This window comes from Rarobacter incanus (assembly GCF_006715765.1).
Classification (GTDB): Bacteria; Actinomycetota; Actinomycetes; order Actinomycetales; family Cellulomonadaceae; genus Rarobacter; species Rarobacter incanus.
The window spans coordinates 1,456,081-1,481,061 of record NZ_VFNV01000001.1; the positions used below are offsets into that span (position 1 = coordinate 1,456,081).

Genomic DNA, 24,981 nt, shown 5'->3' on the forward strand with positions numbered 1-24,981 from the left:
GCCGCTCGTTTGTCAGAGCGTGTGCGTAGGGTTGGCATGTGACGTTCTCGCGCGCGACGCAAGCCTGGCTCGATGCCTCCTTCGACGCGCCCACACCGGCCCAGCGCGACGCGTGGCAGGCGATCGGCCAGGGCAATCACACGCTCGTCGTCGCGCCCACCGGCTCGGGGAAGACGCTCGCAGCGTTCCTGTGGGCAATCGACCAGCACCTCCAGGTCGCGCATCCGGCTTCCCCCGGCGTTTCCGGACCAGCCCCGCAGATCCTCTACGTCTCCCCCCTCAAGGCGCTCGCCAGCGACGTTGAGCGCAACCTGCGTGCCCCGCTGACTGGAATCAGCCAGCGGGCGCACCGCCTGGGTATCTCCATGCCGCCGGTGTCGGTGGGCGTGCGCACCGGCGATACGTCCCAGCGTGACCGGCAAAGAATGACCAAGGATCCCCCGGACATAGTCATAACCACGCCCGAATCGCTGTATCTAATGCTCACCTCGTCCGCGAGCGCGGCGCTGGAACGCGTGGGCACGATCATTATTGACGAGATCCACGCGATCGCGGGGACCAAGCGCGGCGCGCATCTGGCCGTCAGCCTCGAAAGACTCGATGCACTGCTCCCGCAACCGGCGCAGCGGGTTGGCCTGTCGGCCACGGTCACCCCCGCCGACCGGGTGGCGGATTTCCTGGCGGGGAGGCGCGCGCCCGACGCGGGCGGGCGCGCGGTGCGCATCGTGCAGCCGCCGAGCACCAAAGTGATCGATCTGGGGATTCAGTTCGACCTGCCCACCGTGGGTGAAGGCGGGATGGAGGATGAGCGGGCCTCGTCCTCGATATGGCCGCAGGTCGAGGGGCGGATCGTTGACCTGATCGAACAGAATCGGTCAACGCTAGTGTTCGTGAATTCGCGCCGAACCGCGGAAAAGCTCACGGCGCGGCTCAACGAGGAATGGGCGCGGCGCCACGGGGCAACGAATGCGTTGGGTGATGGCGTCCTGGCGGATACATCGAAGTGGCCCGCCGAGATCACGGCGCAGGCGGGCGCGGCGCTTGGCATCGAACCGGTGATCGCCCGCGCCCACCACGGGTCGATGAGCCGGGCCGAACGCACGTCAATCGAGGATGCGCTGAAGGCGGGAAGGCTACCCGCAGTGGTCGCGACTTCATCGCTCGAATTGGGCATCGATATGGGGGCGATCGATCTGGTCATTCAGGTCGGGGCGCCCCCGTCGGTTGCCGCGGGGCTGCAGCGGGTGGGCCGCGCTGGGCACCAGGTCGGGCAGGTTTCGCGCGGGGTGATGTTGCCGCTGTATCCGGGCGAATTGGTGGCGGCGGTTGTGAGCGCCCAGGGGATGCGCGATGGGGACATCGAGCCCGTCCGCGAGCTCACCAACCCGCTGGACGTGTTGGCCCAGCAGATCATCGCGGCGGTGGCCGTAGCCGACTGGCACGAACAGGACCTCTTGGCTCTGGTGCGGCGGGCTGCCCCGTTCGCGACCCTAGGTGATGCGACCTGGGCGGCGGTGCTCGACATGCTGGCGGGGCGCTACCCGTCGCAGGATTTTGCCGATCTGCGCCCGCGCATAGCGTGGGATAGGGCCACCGGCATGCTCAAGGGGAGGCCCGGGGCGGCGCTGATGGCGGTGACCTCGGGTGGCACGATTCCCGACCGCGGACTGTATCCGGTGGTGTTGGCCGGTTCCGACGGCTCCAAGGCTTCGAATCGTGTCGGCGAATTGGACGAGGAGATGGTCTTCGAATCGCGGGTGGGCGATGCCATTACCCTCGGGTCGTCAACGTGGCGGATCGCCGAAATCACGCCCCAGCAGGTCATTGTGACCCCGGCACCGGGGCAACCGGGGCGGCTGCCGTTTTGGAAGGGCGATGGGCCGGGCCGCCCATTTCAGTTGGGGGCGGCGATGGGCGCCTTCACCCGCCAATTCGATGCGCGCCGCCGCTCCGATGGGGCAGCCGCGCACGCGCAACTGCTCGCACTGGGCCTCAACGCGGGGGCGGCCAATGCCTTAATCGATTTGCTGCGTGAACAGTACGCGGCCACGGGCCGTGTCCCCGATGACAAGTGCCTGGTGATCGAGCGATTCACCGACGAGCTGGGTGACTGGCGCATTGTCGTCCATTCGCCCTTCGGGGCGCGGGTGCACGCGCCGTGGGCGCTGGTCCTGAGCGGACGCATCCGGGAGATGTATGGCCTGGATGCTTCCGTGTCCTATACGGACGACGGGCTGGTCCTGCGGATGCCACCCAGTGGAGACAGCCTCGACGCGGGCATGCCCGCCGCCGATCTTGTGATTGACCCCGCCGACGTACTGGCAGCGATCCAGGCGGAAATAACCGGTTCCGCGATGTTCGCGACCCGGTTCCGCGAGGCTTCCGCGCGCGCACTGTTGTTAGCCAAGCGCAAGCCGGGGCTCCGCCAGCCGCTGTGGCAGCAGCGGCACCGCGCGGCGCAGCTCCTGGCCGTCGCCGCCCAGTTCCCGGATTTTCCGATAGTGATCGAGGCCGTCCGCGAATGCCTGCAAGACGACTTTGACGTGCCCTCGCTGCTGGCTTTGATGACGGCCATCGATTCCGGCAGGATCCGGATTGTTGAGGTAACAACGTCGGCGCCCTCACCCTACGCACGCTCGCTGCTGATGAGCTACACGGCGCAGTTCATGTACGACTCCGACGCACCCCTGGCGGAGCGCCGAGCGGTGGCGTTGAGTTTAGATCCGGTACTGCTTGCCGAGATTCTTGGATCGCATGCCGCCCCCGATCTTGCGGATCTGTTGGATGCGGATGCGATTGCGCAGGTCAGCGCCGACGTGGAATGGACTTCTGCGGATCGGCGCGTCGCGCGGGTGGATCACTTATGGGAGCTCTTGCGCACACACGGGCCCCTGACCATGGCGCAAATCATGGCGCGTGCAACGTTGAGCGGCCCTGACGTGCGCGATTGGCTCGCGGATAACGAGTTGCGACAGGTCATCCGCGTCGCACGCCCCCATGGCGGCGAGTGGTGGGCGGCGGCGGAGGACGCCGGGCGACTACGCGACGCTCTCGGCGTGCCACCCCCGGCGGGGGTTCCCTCCGCATTCTTGGAGCCGGCAGCCGATCCCCTGGGTGATTTGGTGCGCAGATTCGCGCGCACCCACGGGCCGTTTACCGCGGCTGAGCTGGCAGCGGACCTTTGCCTTTCAAGCGGCATGGCGACCGAGGTCATCCGCCGGTTAACCTCTGCGGGCCACCTGGTAGCCGGCCCCACGCGAAGCCTCCGCGGCGACCCAACCGGCGGCCCCGCGGGCCCAACCGGCGCCGACGCCCGGGCATCGACCGGGGTGCTGCCTCCGCCTGCTTCCGGCACCGCCACCGTTGTCGACGCCGACGTCTTGCGCCGCATCCGCAGGCGCAGTTTGGCGAGCCTGCGCGGGCAGGTCGAGGCCGTTTCCCCCAACGCCCTGGCCAGGTTCGTTCCTGCCTGGCAAAGGCTGGGCCATACGGCGTGGCGACGCGGGGACGAAGGTCAGTTATCACCCGAACGGGTCCGGCCCGACCTACAGGGCGTCGATGGCTTGTTGACGGCAATCGAACAACTGGCCGGCGCCCGCTTTCCCGCCTCCGCCCTCGAATCGTGGATCCTGCCGTCGCGCGTATCCGACTACCGGCCGGAGTTTTTGGACGAGCTTTCCGCCCGCGGCGAGATTCTCTGGTGTGGGCATCAGTCGCTCCCCGGGGCGCGCGGGGACGGCGTGATTTCGTTGCATCTGGCCGAAACGGCCGCGCTCACCCTGCCACCACACGGCAACGACGCCCGGCCCACACCCGACACCGCAGCCGCGCCCACACCCGACACCACAGCCGCACCCACCCGGCCCACACCCGACACCGCAGCCGCGCCCACCGCGCCCACACCCGACACCACAGCCGCAGCACCGCCAAACCCCACCTCCCCGCCAGTGCCCACGTCCCCGGATCTCGCCGCGGTGCTCTTGACTACCCTTCGCACCGGGGGTCAGTTCTTCGACCACCTCCTGACGGCAACACGCGCCCCCGCTGACGCGGTGGCGGCCGCGCTCTGGGAACTTGCTTGGCGGGGGCTGATCACGTCCGATTCCTTCGGTTCCCTACGCCACATGGTGGGGGCCCGCGGCGGCGCGCACCGCGCCAAACGATCCCCCGGGAGGGCCCGCCCCGGCCGCGGCCTGCGGGGCCTGCGTGCGTTGGCGCACTCTCTCCAGGCCCCCACCTCGTTGGATCCACGCCCGCCAACCGACGAAACGCATTTCGCCCCGACCATGAGAGCTGACGGCAAACACGCGCTGCGCGACATAGCAGCGGCCCGCGCGGGTGGCCGCTGGTCAACACTGTGCGCAGATTCCGAAACAGGCGCCGCGGCCCCGCCCGACGCAGCATCCACCGATGCAACGCTGCGCGCCCATGCGGATGTCACGGTTCTATTGCAGCGCTACGGTGTCGTGCCCCGGACGCCCGGCCTCGCGGATCAGATCGTAACACCCGCCGCCACGATGTACCGGGTGCTGTCCGACATGGAAGCCCAGGGCCACGTGCGGCGCGGCTATTTCGTGGAAGGGTTGGGCGGTGCCCAGTTTGCGTTGCCCGGAGTAGTGGACGAACTGCGGACGTTTTCAGCGGAGCCCTCGTCCCCCCAAACGACAGTGTTGGCCGCGACCGATCCCGCAAATCCCTACGGCATCATGCTGGATTGGCCCCCGGCTGCGGATGACAAACACCGGCCCGGCAGGCGAGCGGGCGCCGTCGTCGTCCTGGTCGATGGGAGATTGGCGCTGTACTTGGAACGCGGCGGGCGGACCTTGCTTGCGTTCTCGAACAATGCATCCGAATTCGACGAAGCCATCGGTCGGGATCCGCGATCCGAGCGGCCGGGTGATCTTGAAGTCGCCGCGAACGCGCTGCTGGCTGCCGTGCGGTCGGGGATCGTTTCACGTGCAACGGTCCGCACGATCAACGCTACGCCCGCGCTCGAATCCGTCTCCCGCGCGCGTAGCCACCATCCCAATAACGAGGACGCCGCGACCGAAGTGGTGAACTATCTCCTTAGCGCCGGGGCCGCGGTCAGTGCCCAGGGCTTACTATTGGAGGCCCCCCATGCCCGAAGGTGACGTATTGGCGCGATGCGCGCAGACGCTGGGGCAGGCGCTCGACGGGACTCGATTGACGACAGCGCAGTTGCGCTGGCCGAACGTGGACCCGGGCGCACTAGTCGGGCAGACAGTAACGCAGACCCTTTCTTACGGCAAGAACCTCTTTCAGCGGACCGGTGACGGGTGGACGCTGCACACGCATCTGCGGATGGACGGAGCGTGGAGAACCGCCCCCGCAGGATCGCCCGCGGCGGCGCGATTGGCGCGAACTCCCCACGCACGGGTGTTGCTGGGCAACGATGCGACGCTGTGCGTGGGGCTCGATATCGGCATGGTCAACCTGGTGCGAACCCGCGATGAGCACACGATCGTGGACCGCCTGGGGCCCGACCTACTCGCCGCGGATTTCGAGGGTGGCAACGCCCGCGGCGGGCTTCATGCGGGTGCGACGCCCACTCCAACCGGGCTACAGAAAGCGGTGTCCAACGCGCAGGCCGATCCGTCGCGCCCGATCTGCGAGGTCTTGCTCGATCAGCGAGTCGTCGCCGGGATCGGAACGATTTACATGGCCGAGTCGTTGTTCGCTTTGCGAATTTGGCCCTGGACGCCCGTGGCGCAACTCGCCGGGGAGGATATTGCAAACCTACTACTGGCCGCGCGCAGGCTGATGCAACGCGTTGTGGTCGGCGGCTTCGGCGCGCGCACCAGCCACGCGCACGCCCGCCGCGGCAAGCCATGCCACCGCTGCGGAACTCCGATCGCGCGCGGCACGGCCAACGCCCTACCGTACGAACGTCCCGTTTTCTACTGCCCTCACTGCCAACCGGAGCCGCGATAGAGTTCCCACCCAACCCGCGCCGCGCCCCAACATCGGCCCCTACCCGCGTCGCGCCCCAGCATCGACCCCTAACCGCCCCGATCAGCGCGACAATGGATGAGTGACCGCCTACGATTCCACGAACCCCCTGCTCGCCCCATCCGCCCTGCCGTACCAGATTCCTAACTTCCGACGCATCACGGCGGACCACTATCTCCCCGCTCTTCGCGCCGCCTTGGCGCAGCAGGCAGCGACGGTTGCGGCGATCGGCGCTGAGACACGGCCCCCAACGACGGCCAATGTCCTGGACCCGTGGGAACGTTCGGTGGCAGCGGTCAACGCGGTGACGCACCCGCTCTTCAACCAGGTTTCAGCGGATGGAACCGCGGCGTTTCAGGCCGTGAACCTGCAAGCCTCCCCGCTGCTGGCTTCGCATCACGACGACATTTTCATGAACCGAGCTTTCCTTGCGCGCCTCAAGGGCTTGGCGGCCAATCAGCGGGATCTTTCGCCAGAACAGTCGCACAGGATCGCCGAAATGATCCGCGACTTCACGCGGGCGGGCGCCGATTTGCCGACACCGGAGCAGGCACAGCTACGCGAGCTCAATACCCGCATCAACGAACTACAGACCGCGTTCGAGCAGGCCGTTCTGGAGGCGGGGAACGCGGCAGCGGTGACAGTCGCGGATCGCGCCGCCCTGGCGGGACTGCCGGATGACGCCGCCGACGCTCTCGCCACTGCGGACGGTTACGCGATCGACATCAAACTCCCCACGGCGCAGTTGATCTTGGAGTCCCTGGATGACCGCGATCTGCGCGAGAGGGTGCAAAAAGCATCGGAAGGACGAGCGCTCCGTCCCCCGCACGACACTCGTCCGCTCGTGGCCGAGTTGGCCGCGCTACGCGCCCGCCGGGCACGCCTTCTGGGGTTCCCCAACCACGCGGCTTACGTTGCGCAGGGGGAAACGGCGGGGACCACCAAACGCATCGACGGACTGCTTTCGGAACTAACCCCGCGGGCTGTCGCGAATGCTCGCCTGGAAGGCGCCGCCCTGCAACAACGCCTCGACGCGGAAGACCCCGGCGCGCAGTTGCGCTCTTCCGATTGGCTCCACACGGCCGCCAAGCTGCGCGCCGACACGTTCGGATTCGACATGAATCAGGTCCGCCCGTACCTGGAACTCGAAACCGTGGTGCGCGACGGAGTGTTCTTCGCCGCGAGCGAACTGTTCGGCATCTCGTTCGCGCCGCGACCCGACATCGTCGCATACCATCCGGATGTCCGGGTCTTCGAGGTTTTCGACCAGCCTGAACCCGGAGCCCGGAACAGCGGCATCGGCCTGTACTTGGCCGATTGGTTTACGCGCGACACCAAGGCCGGCGGGGCGTGGATGAACACGTTGGTCGATCAAAATCACCTGCTCGGGCAGCGTTCCGTGGTAGTCAACAACCTGAACATCAACAAGCCCGCCCCCGGTGAACCGGCGCTGCTGCGCTGGGACGAGGTAATCACGCTATTTCACGAATTCGGTCACGCTTTGCATGCCCTCTTCTCGGATGTGACGTATCCGAGCAGTTCGGGAACCAACGTGCCGCGGGACTTCGTGGAGTACCCCTCGCAGGTCAACGAGATGTGGGCGTGGGAACCGCGGGTGCTCGCCAATTTTGCGCGCCATTACAAGACGGGCGAGCCCCTAGACCCCGCCATCGTCGACAAGATTCTCGCCGCAAGGCAGTTTGGCGAGGGCTTTGCCACCACCGAATACCTGGCCGCCGCGGTGCTCGATCAGGCGTGGCACCGCTTGGGTCCGAACGAGGTCCCCGCCGACCCCGCAGGCGTCACCGATTTTGAGGAGTCGGCGCTGACCGACGCGGGCTTCGACTACCCGTTGGTTCCGCCGCGGTACCGCTCCACCTACTTCAAGCACATCTTTGCGGGCGGCTATTCGGCGGCGTACTACGCCTACATCTTTTCGGAGGTGCTGGACGCTGACACCGTGGCCTGGTATGCCGAGAATGGCGGCCTGACCCGCGCTAACGGCGAGAGGTTCCGCCGCGAGGTGCTCGCGCCCGGCGGCAGCGGCAACCCGCTGTCCGGATTCGAATCCCTGCGCGGTCGCCCGGCCCGCGTGGACGCGCTTCTGCGGCGGCGCGGTCTTACCGGCTAAGCGCGCGCGGGGCCCCGCGCGACCGCGCAACCCCCGCGCAACCCCCGCGCACACCCCAACCCCCGGCGACCGGGCGCAACCCCCGCGCACACCCCAACCCCCGGCAACCGGGCGCGACACGCGGCGCGGAAATTCATCCTTCCACCCCGCCCGCCGCACAATTTCGCCGCTGCGGCGCACCCCCATGACCTTCGTCCCATTGCGACAGGGGTGCCACTAAATCTAGGGTTACAAGCATGTAATTCCCACAACATGTTGTGGGAATCCCCGCAGACGAAGCGGATTTCACACCTCGGAACCAGTGCAGGAGCATCGCAGTGACGATCGTTGATTCGGAACGAGCCTCGGACCTTCTCAACGCCACCGAGCACCTCACGGCCGCCGTGACAAGTGGCGAGGCGGCCTCGTCCCAAACCCTGGCCTCCATGAGTGTGCGCAAGCGCGACGGGCGCACCCTCCCGTTCAATGACTCGCGGATCCGCATCGCCCTGCGACGCGCTTTTAGTGAGGTTTACGGCCTGCTGGCACCGCTGCACGAGCACACGATCGATTCGCTGGTGGCCGCGATCGATGACGAAGTGACGCAGCGTTTCGGCCTCGAGGGTGAGGTGAAAATCTACGAAATCCAAAACATCGTCGAGCACATCCTCCTCGAATCTCGCGAATACGAAGTGGCGAAGGTCTACATCGACTACCGGGTCACCAAGGACCTGAACCGGTCGAAGGCGACGGACATCAATCACTCAATCAGCCGCCTGCTCGACAAAGAGGCCGCCGTCGTCAACGAGAACGCGAACAAGGATTCGGACGTTTTCAACACGCAGCGCGACCTCACCGCGGGCGCGGTCGGCAAAGCGATCGGCCTGAAAATGCTGCCGGCGCACGTAGCGAACGCCCACGCCAAGGGCGAGATTCACTACCACGATCTCGACTACCACCCGTACGCGCCGATGACGAACTGCTGCCTGATCGACTTCCGCACCATGCTCTCGCAGGGGTTCCGCATCGGCAACGCGGAAGTTGACCCGCCGCGCTCAATCCAGACGGCAACCGCGCAAATCTCCCAGATCATCGCGAACGTTTCCTCCAGCCAGTACGGCGGTTGCTCCGTAAACCGCATCGATGAGCTTTTGGCGCCCTTCGCGCAACGGAACTTCGACAAGCACATGGCGGAGGCGCAGCGGTGGATCCCACAGGGGCCGAACCGCGAGCTTTACGCCCGCGAGCGCACCGCCAAAGACATCTACGACGCGATGCAGTCGTTGGAATACGAGATCAACACCCTATTCACCTCGAACGGCCAGACGCCGTTCACCTCGGTCGGGTTTGGTCTCGGAACCGGGTGGCTGGAGCGCGAAATCCAGCGCGCAATCCTGCAAATCCGCATCGGAGGGTTGGGCCGCGAGCGGCGCACCGCGATCTTCCCGAAGCTGATCTTCACGCTGCGTCGTGGCGTGAACCTCACCAAAGATGACCCGAACTACGACATCAAGCAGCTGGCCGTCGAGTGTGCGACGAAGCGCATGTATCCCGACATACTCAGCTACGACAAGATCGTTGACATCACCGGATCTTTTAAGGTCCCGATGGGGTGCCGTTCGTTCCTGCAGGGGTGGCAGGATGCGGCCGGTAACGACGTCGTTGAGGGCCGGATGAACCTGGGCGTGGTGACCCTGAACCTGCCGCGCATCGCGCTCGAAACCCGCGGCGATTCCGACGCGTTCTGGGATCTGCTGGATCAGCGACTGGAGACCGTGCGCGACGCGCTGGTTTACCGGATCGAACGCTGCAAGGAAGCCGTACCCGCCAATGCGCCGATCCTCTATGTGCACGGCGCGTTCGGCAGTCACCTTGCCCCCGATGACGACGTCGATACGCTCTTCCGGGGCGGCCGCGCCACCGTCTCCCTGGGCTATATCGGCCTGTACGAGGTGGCGGCCGCGTTCTTCGGTGGTCAATGGGAGCACAACCCGGAGGCGAAGTCGTTCACGCTGCGAATTTTGCAGCGGCTTTCCTCTCGCGCCAAGGCCTGGACCCAGCACTACGGCTATCAGTTCTCGGTCTATTCGACGCCGAGCGAGTCGCTCACGGATCGGTTCTGCCGACTGGATAAGGCCAAGTTCGGCGCCGTTGCGGACATTACCGACAAGGATTACTACACCAATTCCTTCCACTATGACGTGCGCAAGGCTCCCACGCCCTTCGAAAAGATCGACTTCGAGAAGGACTATGCTCCATTCGCCTCCGGGGGCTTCATTCACTACTGCGAATACCCGGTGCTGCGCACCAACCCGAAAGCGTTGGAGGCCGTGTGGGATTACGCGTATGACCGGATCGGATACCTGGGGACCAATACGCCTATCGATCGCTGCTACGAGTGCGGGTTCGCGGGTGAATTCCACCCCACGGCCGCCGGGTTCGAATGCCCCGATTGCGGCAATCAGGATCCGCGCAGTTGCGACGTGGTCAAGCGGACGTGTGGGTACCTGGGAAACCCGCAGCAACGGCCGATGGTGCATGGGCGCCACGTTGAGATCTCGTCCCGCCTCAAGCACTTGGAGGGCGACCTGCGCGTTGCGGCCGCGGCGATGACGGATGACCCGCCGGTTGTCCCCGCGGCAAAGACGGACGACCCGCCGGCCTTGCCCGTTTAGGCCTGGGCGATGCGCACACCGGCGCCCGGGCAGTGGCGCTCCGAGAAACTCAGCCAAGGTTACGTGGCCGACTACAAGCCGTTCGTGATGGTCGACGGCGAGGGCGTGCGCTGCTCGCTTTACGTTTCGGGCTGCCTGTTCGCGTGCGAGGGCTGCTTCAACGAATCCGCCTGGAGCTTTCGCTGCGGCGAGCCGTATTCCGCGGCGCTGGAGGCGCGGATCCTGGACGATCTGGGGCATGTCGCCGTGCAGGGTTTGACGCTGCTCGGCGGGGAGCCGTTCCTCAACACGGGAGTGTGCCTGCGGATTGTGGGTGCGCTCAGGGCCCGGTTCGGGCGCGCCAAGGACGTGTGGTGCTGGTCGGGGTACACGTTCGAACAAATCATGGACGAGGCCCGCGCCGGGTCGACCGACAAGCTCGATCTGCTGCGCTCGATCGATGTGCTGGTCGATGGCCCGTTCGAGATTTCGCAGCGCGATCTGAGCCTGCCGTTTCGCGGCTCGCGCAACCAGCGCGTTCTTGACGCACGGCTGTCCTGCGCGGCGGGCCGCGCCGTGGAGTGGCTGCCGGGCTAGCGCATTGCGCGCACCGCACGGCCCCCGCCGACCGCGCCCCTTATGCCCCCCGCCACCCGCCGACCGCGCCCCTCTGCGCGCACCCCTCTGCGCGCACCGCGCGGCCCCCGCCGACCGCACCCCTTATGCCCCCGGCAAACACCACCCGCCACCCGCCGACCGCGCCCCTCTGCGCACACCGCGCGGCCCCCGCCGACCTCGCCACCTGTGATTCCGTTGTCGCGCTGCTGCTATCCATGTAGAGTTCAAAGCCCGCGACCTTTTCACAGGAGATTCCATGACGTTCAACAACGATCCCGCTGGCCAGCAGGGCGGATACGGACAGCCTCAGCAGCCTTTCGGCCAACAGTCAAACCCCTATGGCACAACTCAGCAGAATTACGGAGCGCCGCAGAGTCCCTATGGCGCTCCCGCACCCGAGTACAACTCGTACCTGGCAAATGCCTACGTATCGGACAAGACGTTTATCGTGACCTGGTTGCTATCGCTGCTTCTGGGAAGCTGGGGCATCGACCGCTTCTACCTCGGAAAGATCGGGACCGGTGTCCTGAAGCTGATCACGGGCGGCGGCCTGGGGATCTGGGCACTGATCGATCTCATCATCATCCTGACCGGGAATATGCGGGACAGCAACGGTCGCAGCTTGGCGGGATACGAAGAGAACAAGCGGACCGCGATCATCGTCACGGTTGCGCTGTTCGCAGTGTCGATCGTCTCGACCATCTTGATGATTTCGGCAGGAATGCTGACCGGAATCGGCGCGTACTCGTCAACCTCCGTTTGATTCGTTCCGCGATCTGGCAACGCTGATGCATCGAAGCCCTTCGGCCCCAGACGCAACCCGCCTCAAATCCGGCAACACATCGGCCCCTGTGCCACCGATCGCCCGCGCCCCAAAGCGACGCTCCCATCGCAACTCTGGATGGGTACCGCAGCATCATGGGGCGTGGGCGATGCTCATTGCGCCACTCGTCATGGGCGCCATCGCTTCACGGCCCAGCTGGCAGCATATTCCTCTTGCCGCGGCCTGGCTGTGCGGTTATTGCGCCTTCTACGCCTGCGGACTGGCCGTCAAGTCACGGCGCTTTGCGCGGTATGCCCCGCCGATCTTCGTATACGGCGCGCTGGCCCTGATCCTAGTCGCCGCCGTGATGAGTTCGGCGCCACTCCTCGTCGCTTGGGGTGTGCTCTTTCTCCCGCTGGTGGCGGTCAGCCTCTATGCTTCATATCGGCGTGCGGATAGGTCGGTGTGGAACGACGCGATCACGGCCGTTGCAGCGTGTGCGATGGCACTGGTGTCGGCTTGGGTTGGGCTCGCACCTCACGCCGTGTGGTGGTCGGTCATCGGATCGCAACCCTTTGCCCCCGCCCGCCTGGCAGCAGTGGTGCTATTTGCGTACTTTTTTGGCACGGTCCTGTACGTGAAGACGATGATCCGCGAGCGCGGTAATCGGATTGTCTACGCGGCCTCGGTGGGTTACCATCTCGCATTGGTCGCAGCGGCGTGTTTGGCTGCCTACGCCGCAACGACGACGGGTGCGGCGGCGGGCGCCCCCGCGGCACCGGCACCCGCAGCCATCGCACCCGCCACCATCACAGCACCCGCAGCCACCACAAGCACCCACCACATCACCCGGCACGGCACCCGGCACATCACCAGCCACCACATCACCCGGCACAGCACCCGGCACAGCACCCGGCACGGCACCCGGCACGGCACCCGGCACGGCACCCGGCACGGCACCCGGCACGGCACCCGGCACGGCACCCGGCACAGCATCACCCGCAGCCACCACAGCCACCACCACATCACCCGCAGCCATCGCAACCGCTGCGATGCGGCGATCGTGGGCCCCCTTCGATTTTCCCGTTCCGGCATCTGATTCCGGCCCTGTGCCGTGGGGGTGGGCGCTTGCGGTCGTCGCCGGCGCGCTTGCTCTTCGCGCCGCGCTTGTTCCCCGTTTCTCTCCGCAGGCATCACCCAAGCAACTCGGCATCGGCGAGATCATCGCGACCCTCGCAGTTTGCGCGGCGCTTGTGGCATACATCTAACCCGCTCGCTCCATTGCATTTTCCAGGTGCGTGCGTATCTTGCCTGACCTGCGAGCCCTTCCAAAGGTTCGCAGTACCTCCGATTCAAGTTCCGCCCGCCCCAGTTCGGGCCGCTTCGCGCTGATGAATTTTGCCGCATTCGCGATTTCAACGGGGCTTATGTGAGTGAATTCCCGCCCGACATCACTGCCATTCGGACGAAACTGGTCCCAAGTTGTCGGATCGATATCCGAGGGCCACACGAACTTATCGTCGTCAACGAACGCTCCACACTGGACCACCTGACGCTCAAGCTGTTTCTTGAGTTTGCCCCCCAGATGCGTCACCCCGAACGAGCTCGCCGTCAATCGAACCAGGCGTTCGACTGCGATCGGCCACTCAAAATCAACGATCTCGAGAGCAACAGAGCGGACCTGCAACCTGGGCGACTTCTTACGCAAGTCCTCAATGACGGTCCGGTCACCGTCCCGCGCGACCTGCCACGGCTGGTAGGGGAGCCTGGACGCCCCAATGAACGTCCTATCGCTCGCCATCACTTCGGGAGCAGGCTCGACGTGCTCATCAGCCCACTCACCCTCGATTCCAATTCGGCTTTGCCCGCGGGTTGCCCCTGTCGGGGTGGGGACGAGGCCCTGATGACGCTGCTTTGCCCCATAGCCCAGCGCACCACCGGCGCCACCGCCAGGCAGCGCACCCGCACCGGCATCCGCGCCACCGCCAGCCACCGTACCCGCACTCGCACCGGCACCCGCACCGCCATCCGCACCACCGCCAGACAGCGCACCCTCATCCGCGACAATCGAGCTGTCCGTCTTGGCGATTACCTCGTCCACCGCACTTCGTGTGAGTCCGCGCTCCCTAGCTAAGTCCATAAGAATGTCATCAGCTATAGTGCGCGCATGCGTAGCACCCGCGTCGGCCAACTCAGCAAGTAGTCGCGCGCTTGTGTCTGCGGCGCGATAGGCCTCGTCCATCTCAAATCGATATGTATGGGAAAGCCTATTGCGAAAGATTCTCAGCTCCCCCGCCAGCGTTCGCGAAATTCGATCACCACGGTCAAACGGATACGCGAACTCCCCGAGCCATTCCGTGAGCATACGCAATTGCGGTTGCAAATCACCGCACATGTACTCGTCCGAGGGTTTCCGCCCCTTCTTTTCGTCGATAATTCGCAATATCACGGTCCAGGGGTGGCCGCCCAGTTCGCGCGCGAATCGCTCACCGATGATCGGATCGAGCCGCGATGCCAGATAGTCCAATGCGGATTTGACGTAGAGATTCGGTGTCATTTTCACTGCAATTCAACCCTCCATGATGCCGCGGACGAGCGCCATGCGCTTCCTAATGTTACGTACTCGCAGTCTGCACCTAGCCTCTGACATTGCCCGACGACGGCCAAGCATCCGCGGGCGGGCGCGCATTTCGTCAAGCGATGAAATACACGGGGGTGACCCCCACTCGTAACTAAACTTGCGATTCGACGTCCGTTCGACTGGCATTCGGATTCGAACACCTGTATGATTGCTGCATGGAGAATCGTCGCTCAAGCTCGTGGGAGGTCGCCACATTCGCCGCCCACCTGCGCCTCAACGGCTACGCGCCCGCCACCGCGCAGCCGGCATCGGGCGGCCACGCATCAAACCGTCGCATGCTTGATGAGGAGCCACCGGCGTACCTTCTCGACCCGCCCCCCATTCCCGAGTGGATGCAAGAACAAATGCGCGAGCGGTCGCTTTATGAGGAACCGTTCGGAACCGAGTTTGAAGATGACAGTTGGGACGAGGATTCGCCCACCGACGGTTCAGATGATCCGGGACCGTGGACGTTGGTTTCCTCAGGAACCGACGACGCGGGCTACGTTGTTGTAGAACCAACTGGACGTCTGCGGGAGTTGGATCCGCGCGAACGCCTTCTGGGCGCCACAATGAACGACTCTCTGCCGTGCGCGGAGTTAGGGTTCGTGCTCGGAAACATCGATCCTGCTAGCTATCAAGACGAGGAACTCGTCGATGCAATCGCCGCGTGGGACAGAATGCGGTCATGGGTTGAGGCAGAACAACTGCGCGCCATCGCCGAACTGAGTACGCGACCGAGCATGCGCCCGGATTGGCCCGCCAGTGCCGGGGAAGTGACCGTAAAGGACACGACCGGTGACGAGGTCGCGATCCGGCTTCAGTGCTCACGCATGCAGGCACGGCAACGCGTTGAGCTGGCTAGGGAGCTGTTCTTGGGGCGCCTCGATCTAACCGGGCGCGCACTTCAGTCGGGTCACATCAGCCCCGAAAAGGCGCGCACTGTCGCCCGCGAATTGGATTGCGTCGACATCGAGGACGCAAGCATCATTCAGGGACGAGTTCTCCCCTCCGCCGGGGCCAAGACTCCCGCACAGTTAGGGCGGGCCATTGCCCGCGAACGGGTCCGCCTCTACGGCCATGACCAAGCTGCGGTTGAGGGTGCCAGAAAGCGGCGGCGAGTGGAACGTCCGCGGCCTCTTCCCGACGACATGGCTAGCTGGCAGGCCGTGCTGCCCGCCGCGGATGCAATCGCTGTTGACAAGGTACTGGACCATCAGGCTCGGTCGGTGCGCAACGGCGGCGACAAGCGGACCTTAGACCAACTCCGTGCGGATCTGCTGGTCGCGGCCATTTTGAACCCGTGCAGCGGGGCAAGCTGCCAAACCACGCGCGGCGCCAATGGCAACGAGCACAATGGCGAGTTCCTCGCCGCATTCGCCAGCACCCCCACTAGCCCGCAACCGCGGCTCACTCGCCCAGCACGCCCCGCCGACACAACCACAGCGCAGCTTGAGACCCCGGCCACCGAGCCTTTCGGCAGCCCCGCCAACACTGTCGAGGCGTTGAGTGGTGCGCCTATCGACACGGACGATGCCGGTTCCGAGTCAAAGCGTCTGCCGGTGCGCGCGCAGATCAATGTCACCGTCCCCCTCAACGTGTTGCTGGGCGACAGCAACGAACCCGCTGAGTTGGACGGTTTCGGGCCAATCCATCCCGACACCGCCAGGGCGCTAGCCGCGGGCGGAGTGTGGCGCAGGATCGTCACAGATCCTAAATCTGGGGCCGTTTTGGATGTCGGCCGGACGCGATATCGGCCACCCGCTGAAATGGCGGATTACGTGAGGACTCGCGACAGGTACTGCGTGAGACCGGGGTGCTCGGTTAGTGCCCAGAGCGCCGAACTCGATCACACCGAAGAGTTTCACCGACATGGCGGTGTGACCAGTGCCGCTAACCTGGGCCCGCTTTGCAAACGAGATCACCAGATCAAGACCGACGGCGGCCACACGCTTGTGCAGATGACGCCGGGAACGTTCAGGTGGACTACGCCGACCGGGCACGCATACATCATCACGCCCGGCATAGATGAAGAGGTCCGGCACCTCAGGCGCGCAGCCACCGGCGCACCGCCCACCGGATACGAACGTCTCCTGAAGCGCTCTTTCAAGACTGCAGCCGTCGACGATGACGAGGAACCGCCGTTCTGATCGCGTCGGGTCCCGACGCTGTCACCGCAACGCCTGTCGCCCGCGCCCATCTGCGCCACAGCACCGCGCAGCGCCCCTCCACGAAGCTCACCCGCCCGCGCCCATCCGCGCCCATCCGCGCCCATCCGCGCCCATCCGCGCCCATCCGCGCCACAGCACCGCGCAGCGCCGCCAAGCGCAATACCCCTAGCCGAGTGGAAGACGCGCAACGCTAACCCACCCGGCCGCGTTGGATAGTTCCTCGAGGTCGCTCAGCGTTAGTTCGATTGCCGAATTAGCGCTCCCTGCGGCGGGGTAGACGGTTTCGAACCTGCGCAGTGATTCATCGAGATAGATCGTGGCGGATTCTGGGTTGGCAAACGGGCACACCCCACCGGGCTCGTGGCCGGTGAGCCGCGCGACGTCATCGGATTGCAGGAATCTCGCCTTATATCCGAAGGCCCGCTTGAAGTCCCCGCTGTTGATCCGCGCATCGCCCGCCGCAACGATCAGCACCGCGGCATTACCGTCCTGCGAATATAGCGACAGGGTCTTCGCGATCCGCGCAGGTTCGCACCCAACGGCTTGCGCGGCCAGTTCAACGGTTGCGGATGACTGGGCAAAAACACGGATGTCGTGCGAGCGCCCAAATCTCTCAAGGTAGTGGCGAACTGTACTTTCAGACATCTCTCAACGATATCGCTGCGCGCAGCACTGTCATCGCATCCAGCTCACCAGACACACAACCCCAACCACCGGCACCAGACAGGCAACGCTAACCAACCGCACTCAACACACCACCGTGTCAGATAGCGCCGGCCCAACCGCGACCCCCCGGCGCTAACCAACCGCACTCAACACACCACCGCGTCACATAGCGCCGGCCCAACCGCGACCCCCCGGCGCTAACCAACCGCACTCAACACACCACCGCGTCACATAGCGCCGGCCCAACCGCGACCCCCAACGCTAACCAACCGCACTCAGCACACCGCGCCTCTGCAGCGCTCGGTCGGCATGCTTGCCACTCAACCGTCTGCACGCTCCGCATAGCTTCGCGCGACGGCACAACGGGGCGTCACGACCGCAAGCTCGCCGGTCATGACGCCCCGGAAGACACGGGGCTACGATTTTGTCGGGCCCTCGACGAAGGCCACCGAGTCAACGTTCCAATCAGACCTGTCCTTAATTCGCCAAACACCGCCAAGCGCCGTGCCGTGCGCGGGGAAGGCAAACGATGGGAAAGCTACGCAGCCGCCGGTGTAGACCTCGGGCGCGTCCCAGATGTCACCGTCGATAAAGACGTCTCCGTTGTCGTAAACGACCCCGTTCGTTCCGACGTACTCGATTGCCAGATCGCTCCAAGCCAGCGCCTTTCCAGGTCCCCTATAGCACGCCTTGGTCATCCCAAAGACGAGTTGATCCCCGGAGTCCGTCAAGTCATACACCGCTCGGTCGATCAGAACAGTCCAGTTATTCATTACAACGGTCGAGCCCTCGGCATAAGCGTCATTTCGCGTCGAATTCACGACGATGATCGCCGCACGGCTCGTCCGAATACCAGCAGCGTTCTTCGCCGTAACCCGGTAACGGTTGCCCGATTCCTTGAGCTTCGGCGTCAGTTTCAGATCAGGCGAACTGCGGTACGACGTGACGGCCTGCCAGGACGCGCCGTTATTCGAGCTCCGTTCCCAGCGATACTTGACGGCATTGCCACTGGCTCTCGCCTTTAGCGTCAGCGCGGACCCCGCGTCGACCAGCGGGCTCGCTGGTTGCAATTCGAAGGTTGGCCGCGAGATGACCGTGAGCCGCGCCGTCCTAGATGTCTTCTTGCCCGTGCCCTTGCCGCCCACGACGACCCTCACCGAGGCTCCGTCGTAAGCCCCCTTGGCCTTGAGAACAAGCGTCTTCTTCTTGCCGGCCTTTCCACTAACTCGTTTCCATAAACCCGCCCGCGCCTTGACCGACCACTGATACGTCAGGCCTGAGCCTTTCGCTTTCACAGTGAACCTCGCCTTCTTGCCCTTCACAACCGCGGTCGACTTGGGCTGCTTCACGATTTTGGGGCTGTCCGCACTTGCAGCGACCACCGCCACTTCACCGCTTGCAGTGGATCGCTCGGCCGCATTCGCGCTCGGCACAAAACTCGCCAACCCCACGGCGGTGCACAGCACCACCGCCGACCTCAATTGCCGTACCACCTGTTTAGATGTCATCACAACCACCAACTTCCAAATCGCGTATCAATGAGTCGCCTCCCGTTTCAAAAGATGAACCCGGTGACGCGCACAGACGCTATGGCAGCCCTCTGACATTCGTTGTCAGAGCCCCAACTCCACACCAAAACGCAACTCATGCAAGACGCGGAAGCCGGGCCTCGTCCCCGTAATTAATGACGAGCGCCCCCCGCCCTTGCCCCCTCGCGGAAGCGATATCCGAAGGGATTGAACCAACATTGGTCTTCATGGCACCATGTTCTTACAAACGAGGGGTCTTCGTGGCTGGGAATCGTGCTTCACCTCATCGAAGCTTCTCGCTTTCGTTTAATCGAGCAACTGCACAAAGGAGTGCACCGTGAAGATTCGATTTTCCTTGGCGTTCCAGATTTCTTTTGTCTGTCACAGACCCCGTTTCAAAACGGTGCGCATTAATTCACCGCGCCACCCTTATGCACGTCCGCCGCTGCGCCCGGACATCGATTGGAGCAATCGCAGGCGCCGCAGCGAGGTTCGCCCACCATCGCCAAGCATTGTGCCGCCCATAGAACACACGCACACGGCGCACAGCGCCCACCTGACCTGCCGGGCAAATGCACGATTTAAGTGCTTGACCTGTAAGAACATCCACCTGTAACTTTGAACTTACGATTCCCAGTAGGTCCCGACAGGTTAGCGGGACTGAATTCTCCACCGACACGCCCGCGGGTAACCCTGCGGGCGTTCGGCTTATATAAATCAATACGCTCGGGCACCGCCACTAGGTGGCGCGTTCCCGGCGCGGATATCGCAGCAAGGAGTCAAAGATGACCCGCACGGTCGCTGGCATTGACGTCGGCGCGAACTCGGTAGGGGTAGCGCTGTGGGAGCTAGACGATGATGGCACCCCAGTTGCCCTACTTAACGCCCAGACATTTCTGCACGACGGCGGCGTGCACCGGGGACTCGAAAAGGCAGCTACCAGCCGGCTGGAAGCTGCAGGGATCGCGCGGCGCACCAGACGCAGGTACCGCAGGCGCAAGCTCCGGCTCGAAGAACTTGATTCGGTCTTGGCTAGCAACGGATTCCAAGTGGCAACTCAACCGCCTAAGGACCCCCGCGCACCATGGCTATATCGCGCCGCACTAGCGGGCGGATTTATCGCGGATCCCGATCGCCGGGCGCTAATGATTGCGGAATCCGTACGCCACATCGCGCGCCACCGCGGTTGGCGCAACCCGTATCAGCGCGTGGAAGCGCTCCGGGGGTACACCGCACCCAGCGAGCCGTTCGAAAAGATGGCGGATTTGCTTGGCGTATCGCCAAACAATAGCGACGGCGAGATCATGACGGTCGGACAAATCGTTGCCGAGGCAATCGCCGAAAAGTCGGGACTCCCCGCGGGCCCGAAGCTCCGCGGACCGAGCGGCGCCATGGTCGCCCGCCTCCTCCAAAGCGACCTTGCGAATGAGTTACACACCATTTTCGAGGTCCAACAGGTCGATCCAGACACGGCATGGGCCATTGAGCAAGCCGTATTCGCTGCGGAATCGCCCCGCGGGTCAGCGGAAGGCCGGGTCGGAAAAGACCCCCTGCCCGGTCAGCGCGCGCACCCGCGATCCTCGAAATCCTCGCCGGCTTTCCAAGAGTTCCGCATCCGCGCCACCATCGCAAATCTGCGAATATCCGAGGCCGGCACCGAGCACCCCTTGGACAAGGACCAACGCAGGATCGTCGCCGATTGGCTCCTGGCCTGGAGCGATTCGGAATCTCCGACTTGGGGCATGGTCGCCGAACTCCTGGGGATACCGCGGCGCTCGCTCATGGGAACCGCCAACGCGGGTCCCGACGGCGAACCCGCAACACGCCCGCCAACGGATCGAACCAATCACCTCATGAGCCGGTGCTCTGTTGGCGCTGTCAGAGAATGGTGGCGCGATGCAAATGAGGCTGACCGGACTGCATTTACCGAATTGATAGCCGGGTCGCGGCAGACCGAGGCAAGCTCCGAAGAGCAGGCGGAGGTCGACGAATTATTCGCATCGTTGACCCCTGAAGAACTCATCAAATTGGAAGCGCTGGATCTGCCCCGCGGCAGAGCCGCTTATTCGGTCAATTCGTTGCGGCGCCTGAATGCCAGATTATCCTCTTCCGAATTGGACCTCCATGCAGCCTTACAGGCGGAATTCGGAGTAGACAACGACTGGCGCCCACCCGTCGATCCCATCGGGGCAACGATCGGAAACCCGGCCGTTGACCGCGTAACCCGCATCGTCGGGCGGTGGCTTGAACAAGTCGGACGCCGCTGGGGCGCGCCAGAAAGGGTCGTCATCGAACACGTGCGCGACGCGTTTGTGAGCGTCGCTCGCGCCCGCGAAATGGAGCGGGAAGCGGAATCGCGCAGGCGGAAACGTGAAGCCGCCAGGCAACGGTTTGCCGCAGAAACCGGCACGCCAACCGATCAAGTGCGCGACGAACAGGTACGCCGGTTCCTTATCGTCGAGCGCCAAGACGCCACGTGCGTCTACTGCGGTGCGGGCATCACCTACGCCTCCTCCCAATTGGATCACATCAGACCGCGCCGCGGGAAAAGTAGCCGCTCGACCCAAGATAACCTCGTTGCGGTCTGCGTCTCGTGCAACCTCTCAAAATCGAACACGCCTTTCGCGGTGTGGGCAGAAAGGAGCACCAACCCGAACATCTCAGTCAAAGATGCCGTGAAACGGGTCAAAGCCTGGCGACACCTTTCCGATTTACCGAATCCTGCCGCCCTGCGATCGCTGAAGACGCGGGTCATTCGTAACATCCAGACTGCGAATTACGACGATACTGACGAGCGTCCTATGGAGTCGGTCGCGTGGATGGCACGGGAACTCGCGGCCCGCATCCAGGCGCACTTCAAAGACGAAACAAAGGTAAATGTCTACCGCGGGTCGATAACCGCACAGGCGCGCCGCGCCGCCGGCATTGACAAGGCCTTCACGATGATCGGCGGACAGGGTAAGCAACGCCTTGACCGGCGCCATCACGTTGTCGACGCGGCCGTGGTCGCTCTCATGAAGCCCTACGCCGCCCAGGTGCTTGGCGAGCGGCTTGCGATGCGGGACGCTGCGCGTTATACGCCCACCGCGGACGCGGCCGGGTGGAAGACCCATGAAGGATCGACGCCAGCACTCGTTTCAGAGTTCCGCAGGTGGAAACATCGCATGGAAGCTGCGGTCAGTCTGCTGCAACGCGCGCTGGACGAGGACACCATCATCGTCCGCCGCCCGCTAAGACTCACGCCAAACGTCGGCAGGCTGCATGAGGATCAGGTGGCCTCGTTCTATCCAAAGAAAACGAAGAAGAACGAGGCCTCCGCCCCCGTAATCCGCCTGGGCGATGAGCTACCAGCCTCACTCATAGATCGGGCATCAACGCCCGCGCTGTGGCATGCGCTGACAAGGCACGAAGACTACGACCCGCAGCGGGGTCTACCCGAATCGTCTGCTCGTCGCATCCGCGTGCAAGGAAGGCTAGTCGAGGCGATGGACCCCCTCGAGTTTTTCCCCACGCCTGCGGCCGCATTGACGGTTCGCGGCGGGTGGGTGAAACTCGGTGACGCACTGCACCATGCACGCGTCTACCGTTTCCAACACCGCGGCAAGACCGTCTACGGAATGATTCGAGTCTTCGCGATTGACCTGCGCGGTGCCCGCGGCGGTGACGTATTCGGATTCGATCTGGATCCCGGTTCAATCAGTATGCGAACTGCCGAAACGAAATGCCGCAACGCGGTAGTGAACGGCGAGGCCGAGTATCTGGGCTGGCTGGTGCCGGGGGATGAAATACAGGTGAAGGTACCAATCGCCCGCGGATCGATTGGTGAGTTCCTTGAGGCTTTCCCGGGTATTACTCGGTGGGAGGTAACTGGATTGGAATCACCCACAACCTTAAAAGTCCGCCCCCTCCTCTTGTCGAAGGAAGCGACCCCCGCCGACCTCTCAGAAAACGCCACGACAGTTATTCAGAAAGCATGGCGGCCCAAAATAAACGTCCTGATGCAGATGCCTGGTCTAAAGGTTGTCCGTCGCGACACCCTCGGACGCGAAAGACAGGAATCCGCCGCCCACCTCCCAGTCTCGTGGTCGCCGCAGGCTGAGTGACGTGACATGGCTAGGGGCTGGCAGGTTCTTGATGTAACAAGTTCACCTGTCTCGATACGGCATCGGCGCGGTGAGCTTCAGGTATGTGTCGATGGCGAAATTGTGGGACGTGCGATGCTCGCCGATTTAGCCGTCGTGCTGATCGGTGCTCGTTCGAGTGTATCCGGCGGTGCGCTCATCGCCGCGACCGAGCATGACGTTGCAATACTTATGTGCGATTGGCGAGGCGTCCCCGTCGGTGGTGCGTATGCGTGGTCGAATACGACCCGCGTCGGCGCTCGCAACCGCGCACAAGCAGCGCTCAGCGCCCCCAGGCGAAAGAATGCGTGGGGCCGGGTCGTGCGCGCCAAGATCCTCGGCCAGGCTCACACCCTGGATGCCATCGGCAGGTCAGGTGGGAATGAACTTCGCGACATTGCTAACTCGGTTAGGTCCGGCGATCCCGAGAACCGCGAGGGCCTGGCGGCTCGTATCTACTGGCAACGCCTTTTCGGCCACGAAGAGTTCTCCCGCATACCCGGTTCCGCGGAGGGACGAAACGCACTTCTCAACTACGCGTACACCATACTGCGCGGTCACGGAATCCGTGCGGTACTGGCAGCCGGGCTCAGCCCCACCCTGGGCGTATTCCATCGCGGCCGCAGCAACCCATTCTCACTGGTCGACGACATGATCGAGCCGTTCCGCCCGGCCATCGACTACGCCGTCGCGCAGATCGATGTGGAAGCCCCCGGCATGGACGCCCCTGCGACCAAAAAGCACCTGGTCAATGCATCACGAATGGGCTTCGGTTGCGGCCGGATTCTCACGACAGAGATGGATTCATTGGCGCAACGCTTCGGACGCTACGTTGAAGGCGAAGTGGCAAAGCTGGACGTGCCGGTGTGGGACGGACCCGAGGAAGTCATTGACGATGAGTGAGGATCCGATGTGGGCAATCGTCATGTTCGATCTGCCAGTCCAAACTAAGGAACAGCGCCGGGAAGCGACCGCCTATCGCCATCTCCTGAAGGACTTAGGCTTTCAAATGGTCCAGTTGTCGGTGTATGCGCGATACTCCGTAACGTCCGCAACAAGCCTTCGGCTCGCTTCAACCTTGTCTGCGTACCTACCTAAGGGTGGGGAGGTGCGCATACTTCGCGTCACTGATCGGCAGTGGTCCCAAGGTTTCCGTTTTTGCAACGGAGACCCCTCCGACATCGAGCAGGCACCCGCTCCGCTGCTGCTTTTCTAATCGTGGTTCTGACCTATTTCAGCAGGTCAGAACCACGATTAGGGCCTCTCAGAAGTCTATCGGAGGGGCCTGAATACGATTCCCAGCATAGGCGTAGTGAGTACAGCGCTAGGGTGAAGTCTATCGGAGGGGCCTGAATACGATTCCCAGCGTTGCCTAGATGTTAGTGCCTAGTGCGAGAAGTCTATCGGAGGGGCCTGAATACGATTCCCAGCATAGGTTTGTTGTGCCGGAGCCTCTGACGAAGTCTATCGGAGGGGCCTGAATACGATTCCCAGCACCTCAAAACCCTCACCGACACCGAACTGAAGTCTATCGGAGGGGCCTGAATACGATTCCCAGCACTAGGCCGTATCCGAAAACGTGTAGAGGAAGTCTATCGGAGGGGCCTGAATACGATTCCCAGCAAGCTCTCTGTCACTGGCGAGCAGCACTGAAGTCTATCGGAGGGGCCTGAATACGATTCCCAGCCTCGGTCAGGGTCTGCGCAGGGTGGGCAGAAGTCTATCGGAGGGGCCTGAATACGATTCCCAGCCCTCTCGA

15 protein-coding genes and 1 CRISPR repeat array (1 of these 16 only partly in view) are annotated in these 24,981 nt (G+C 63.9%); of the genes, 12 read left to right on the forward strand and 3 right to left on the reverse strand.

Translation table 11 applies throughout. From position 1 onward, the window contains the following. Positions 1-38: 38 nt before the first annotated feature. The 7 genes from FB389_RS06165 (at position 39) to FB389_RS06195 (ending at position 13,214) form a co-directional block, all read left to right on the forward strand. Positions 39-5,132: a DEAD/DEAH box helicase gene (locus tag FB389_RS06165; protein ID WP_142111966.1), complete on the forward strand. Its 5,094-nt coding sequence runs from the start codon at positions 39-41 to the stop codon at positions 5,130-5,132. Beyond that, entirely contained in the window at positions 5,119-5,952 is an 834-nt protein-coding gene (locus FB389_RS06170; protein ID WP_142111968.1) for a DNA-formamidopyrimidine glycosylase family protein, read from the forward strand. Before FB389_RS06165 ends, FB389_RS06170 begins: the two co-directional genes overlap by 14 nt. A gap of 100 nt (positions 5,953-6,052) precedes the next feature. Next, the gene (locus FB389_RS06175; RefSeq protein ID WP_142111970.1) at positions 6,053-8,101 is read left to right on the forward strand and encodes a M3 family metallopeptidase; all 2,049 of its coding nucleotides are present in this window, start codon (positions 6,053-6,055) and stop codon (positions 8,099-8,101) included. Positions 8,102-8,418: 317 nt separating this feature from the next. Further along, positions 8,419-10,755: an anaerobic ribonucleoside-triphosphate reductase gene (nrdD, locus tag FB389_RS06180; protein ID WP_246043553.1), complete on the forward strand. Its 2,337-nt coding sequence runs from the start codon at positions 8,419-8,421 to the stop codon at positions 10,753-10,755. Between the two features lie 63 nt (positions 10,756-10,818). Further along, entirely contained in the window at positions 10,819-11,331 is a 513-nt protein-coding gene (gene nrdG / locus FB389_RS06185; protein ID WP_246043554.1) for an anaerobic ribonucleoside-triphosphate reductase activating protein, read from the forward strand. Between the two features lie 277 nt (positions 11,332-11,608). After that, the gene (locus tag FB389_RS10695; protein ID WP_142111974.1) at positions 11,609-12,115 is read left to right on the forward strand and encodes a TM2 domain-containing protein; all 507 of its coding nucleotides are present in this window, start codon (positions 11,609-11,611) and stop codon (positions 12,113-12,115) included. Between the two features lie 25 nt (positions 12,116-12,140). Further along, on the forward strand, positions 12,141-13,214 hold the full coding sequence (locus FB389_RS06195; protein ID WP_142111976.1) for a YwiC-like family protein: 1,074 nt from the start codon (positions 12,141-12,143) through the stop codon (positions 13,212-13,214). A gap of 165 nt (positions 13,215-13,379) precedes the next feature. Here FB389_RS06195 and FB389_RS10470 read toward each other — a convergent pair whose 3' ends face one another. Next, a complete protein-coding gene (locus FB389_RS10470) occupies positions 13,380-14,672 on the reverse strand; it encodes a Swt1 family HEPN domain-containing protein (RefSeq protein ID WP_246043677.1) in 1,293 nt (430 codons plus the stop codon). 239 nt (positions 14,673-14,911) lie between these two features. On the opposite strand from FB389_RS10470, the gene FB389_RS06205 reads away from it, so the two are divergent. Beyond that, positions 14,912-16,885, forward strand: a complete 1,974-nt coding sequence (locus tag FB389_RS06205) for an HNH endonuclease signature motif containing protein (RefSeq protein WP_142111978.1) — start codon at positions 14,912-14,914, stop codon at positions 16,883-16,885. Between the two features lie 186 nt (positions 16,886-17,071). On the opposite strand, the gene FB389_RS06210 is transcribed toward FB389_RS06205, so the two are convergent. Beyond that, on the reverse strand, positions 17,072-17,551 hold the full coding sequence (locus FB389_RS06210; RefSeq protein WP_142111979.1) for a YbaK/EbsC family protein: 480 nt from the start codon (positions 17,549-17,551) through the stop codon (positions 17,072-17,074). Positions 17,552-17,988: 437 nt separating this feature from the next. After that, positions 17,989-18,867 (reverse strand): immunoglobulin domain-containing protein, encoded by an 879-nt coding sequence (locus FB389_RS06215; RefSeq protein WP_142111981.1) that lies wholly within the window; start codon positions 18,865-18,867, stop codon positions 17,989-17,991. A gap of 1 nt (position 18,868) precedes the next feature. Between FB389_RS06215 and FB389_RS06220 the strand changes: the two genes are divergently transcribed. The 4 genes from FB389_RS06220 to cas2 all read left to right on the forward strand — a co-directional run bounded on the left by FB389_RS06220 (position 18,869) and on the right by cas2 (position 24,438). Beyond that, the gene (locus FB389_RS06220) at positions 18,869-19,114 is read left to right on the forward strand and encodes a hypothetical protein (RefSeq protein ID WP_142111982.1); all 246 of its coding nucleotides are present in this window, start codon (positions 18,869-18,871) and stop codon (positions 19,112-19,114) included. Between the two features lie 772 nt (positions 19,115-19,886). After that, a complete protein-coding gene (gene cas9, locus FB389_RS06225; RefSeq protein WP_142111984.1) occupies positions 19,887-23,204 on the forward strand; it encodes a type II CRISPR RNA-guided endonuclease Cas9 in 3,318 nt (1,105 codons plus the stop codon). A gap of 6 nt (positions 23,205-23,210) precedes the next feature. Beyond that, the gene (gene cas1 / locus FB389_RS06230; protein ID WP_142111986.1) at positions 23,211-24,125 is read left to right on the forward strand and encodes a type II CRISPR-associated endonuclease Cas1; all 915 of its coding nucleotides are present in this window, start codon (positions 23,211-23,213) and stop codon (positions 24,123-24,125) included. A 7-nt stretch (positions 24,126-24,132) separates the two neighbouring features. Then, entirely contained in the window at positions 24,133-24,438 is a 306-nt protein-coding gene (gene cas2 / locus FB389_RS10980) for a CRISPR-associated endonuclease Cas2 (protein ID WP_425467270.1), read from the forward strand. A 51-nt stretch (positions 24,439-24,489) separates the two neighbouring features. Beyond that, a CRISPR array of direct repeats spans positions 24,490-24,981; the repeat unit is 36 nt; unit sequence GAAGTCTATCGGAGGGGCCTGAATACGATTCCCAGC (it continues 2,424 nt past the right edge of the window).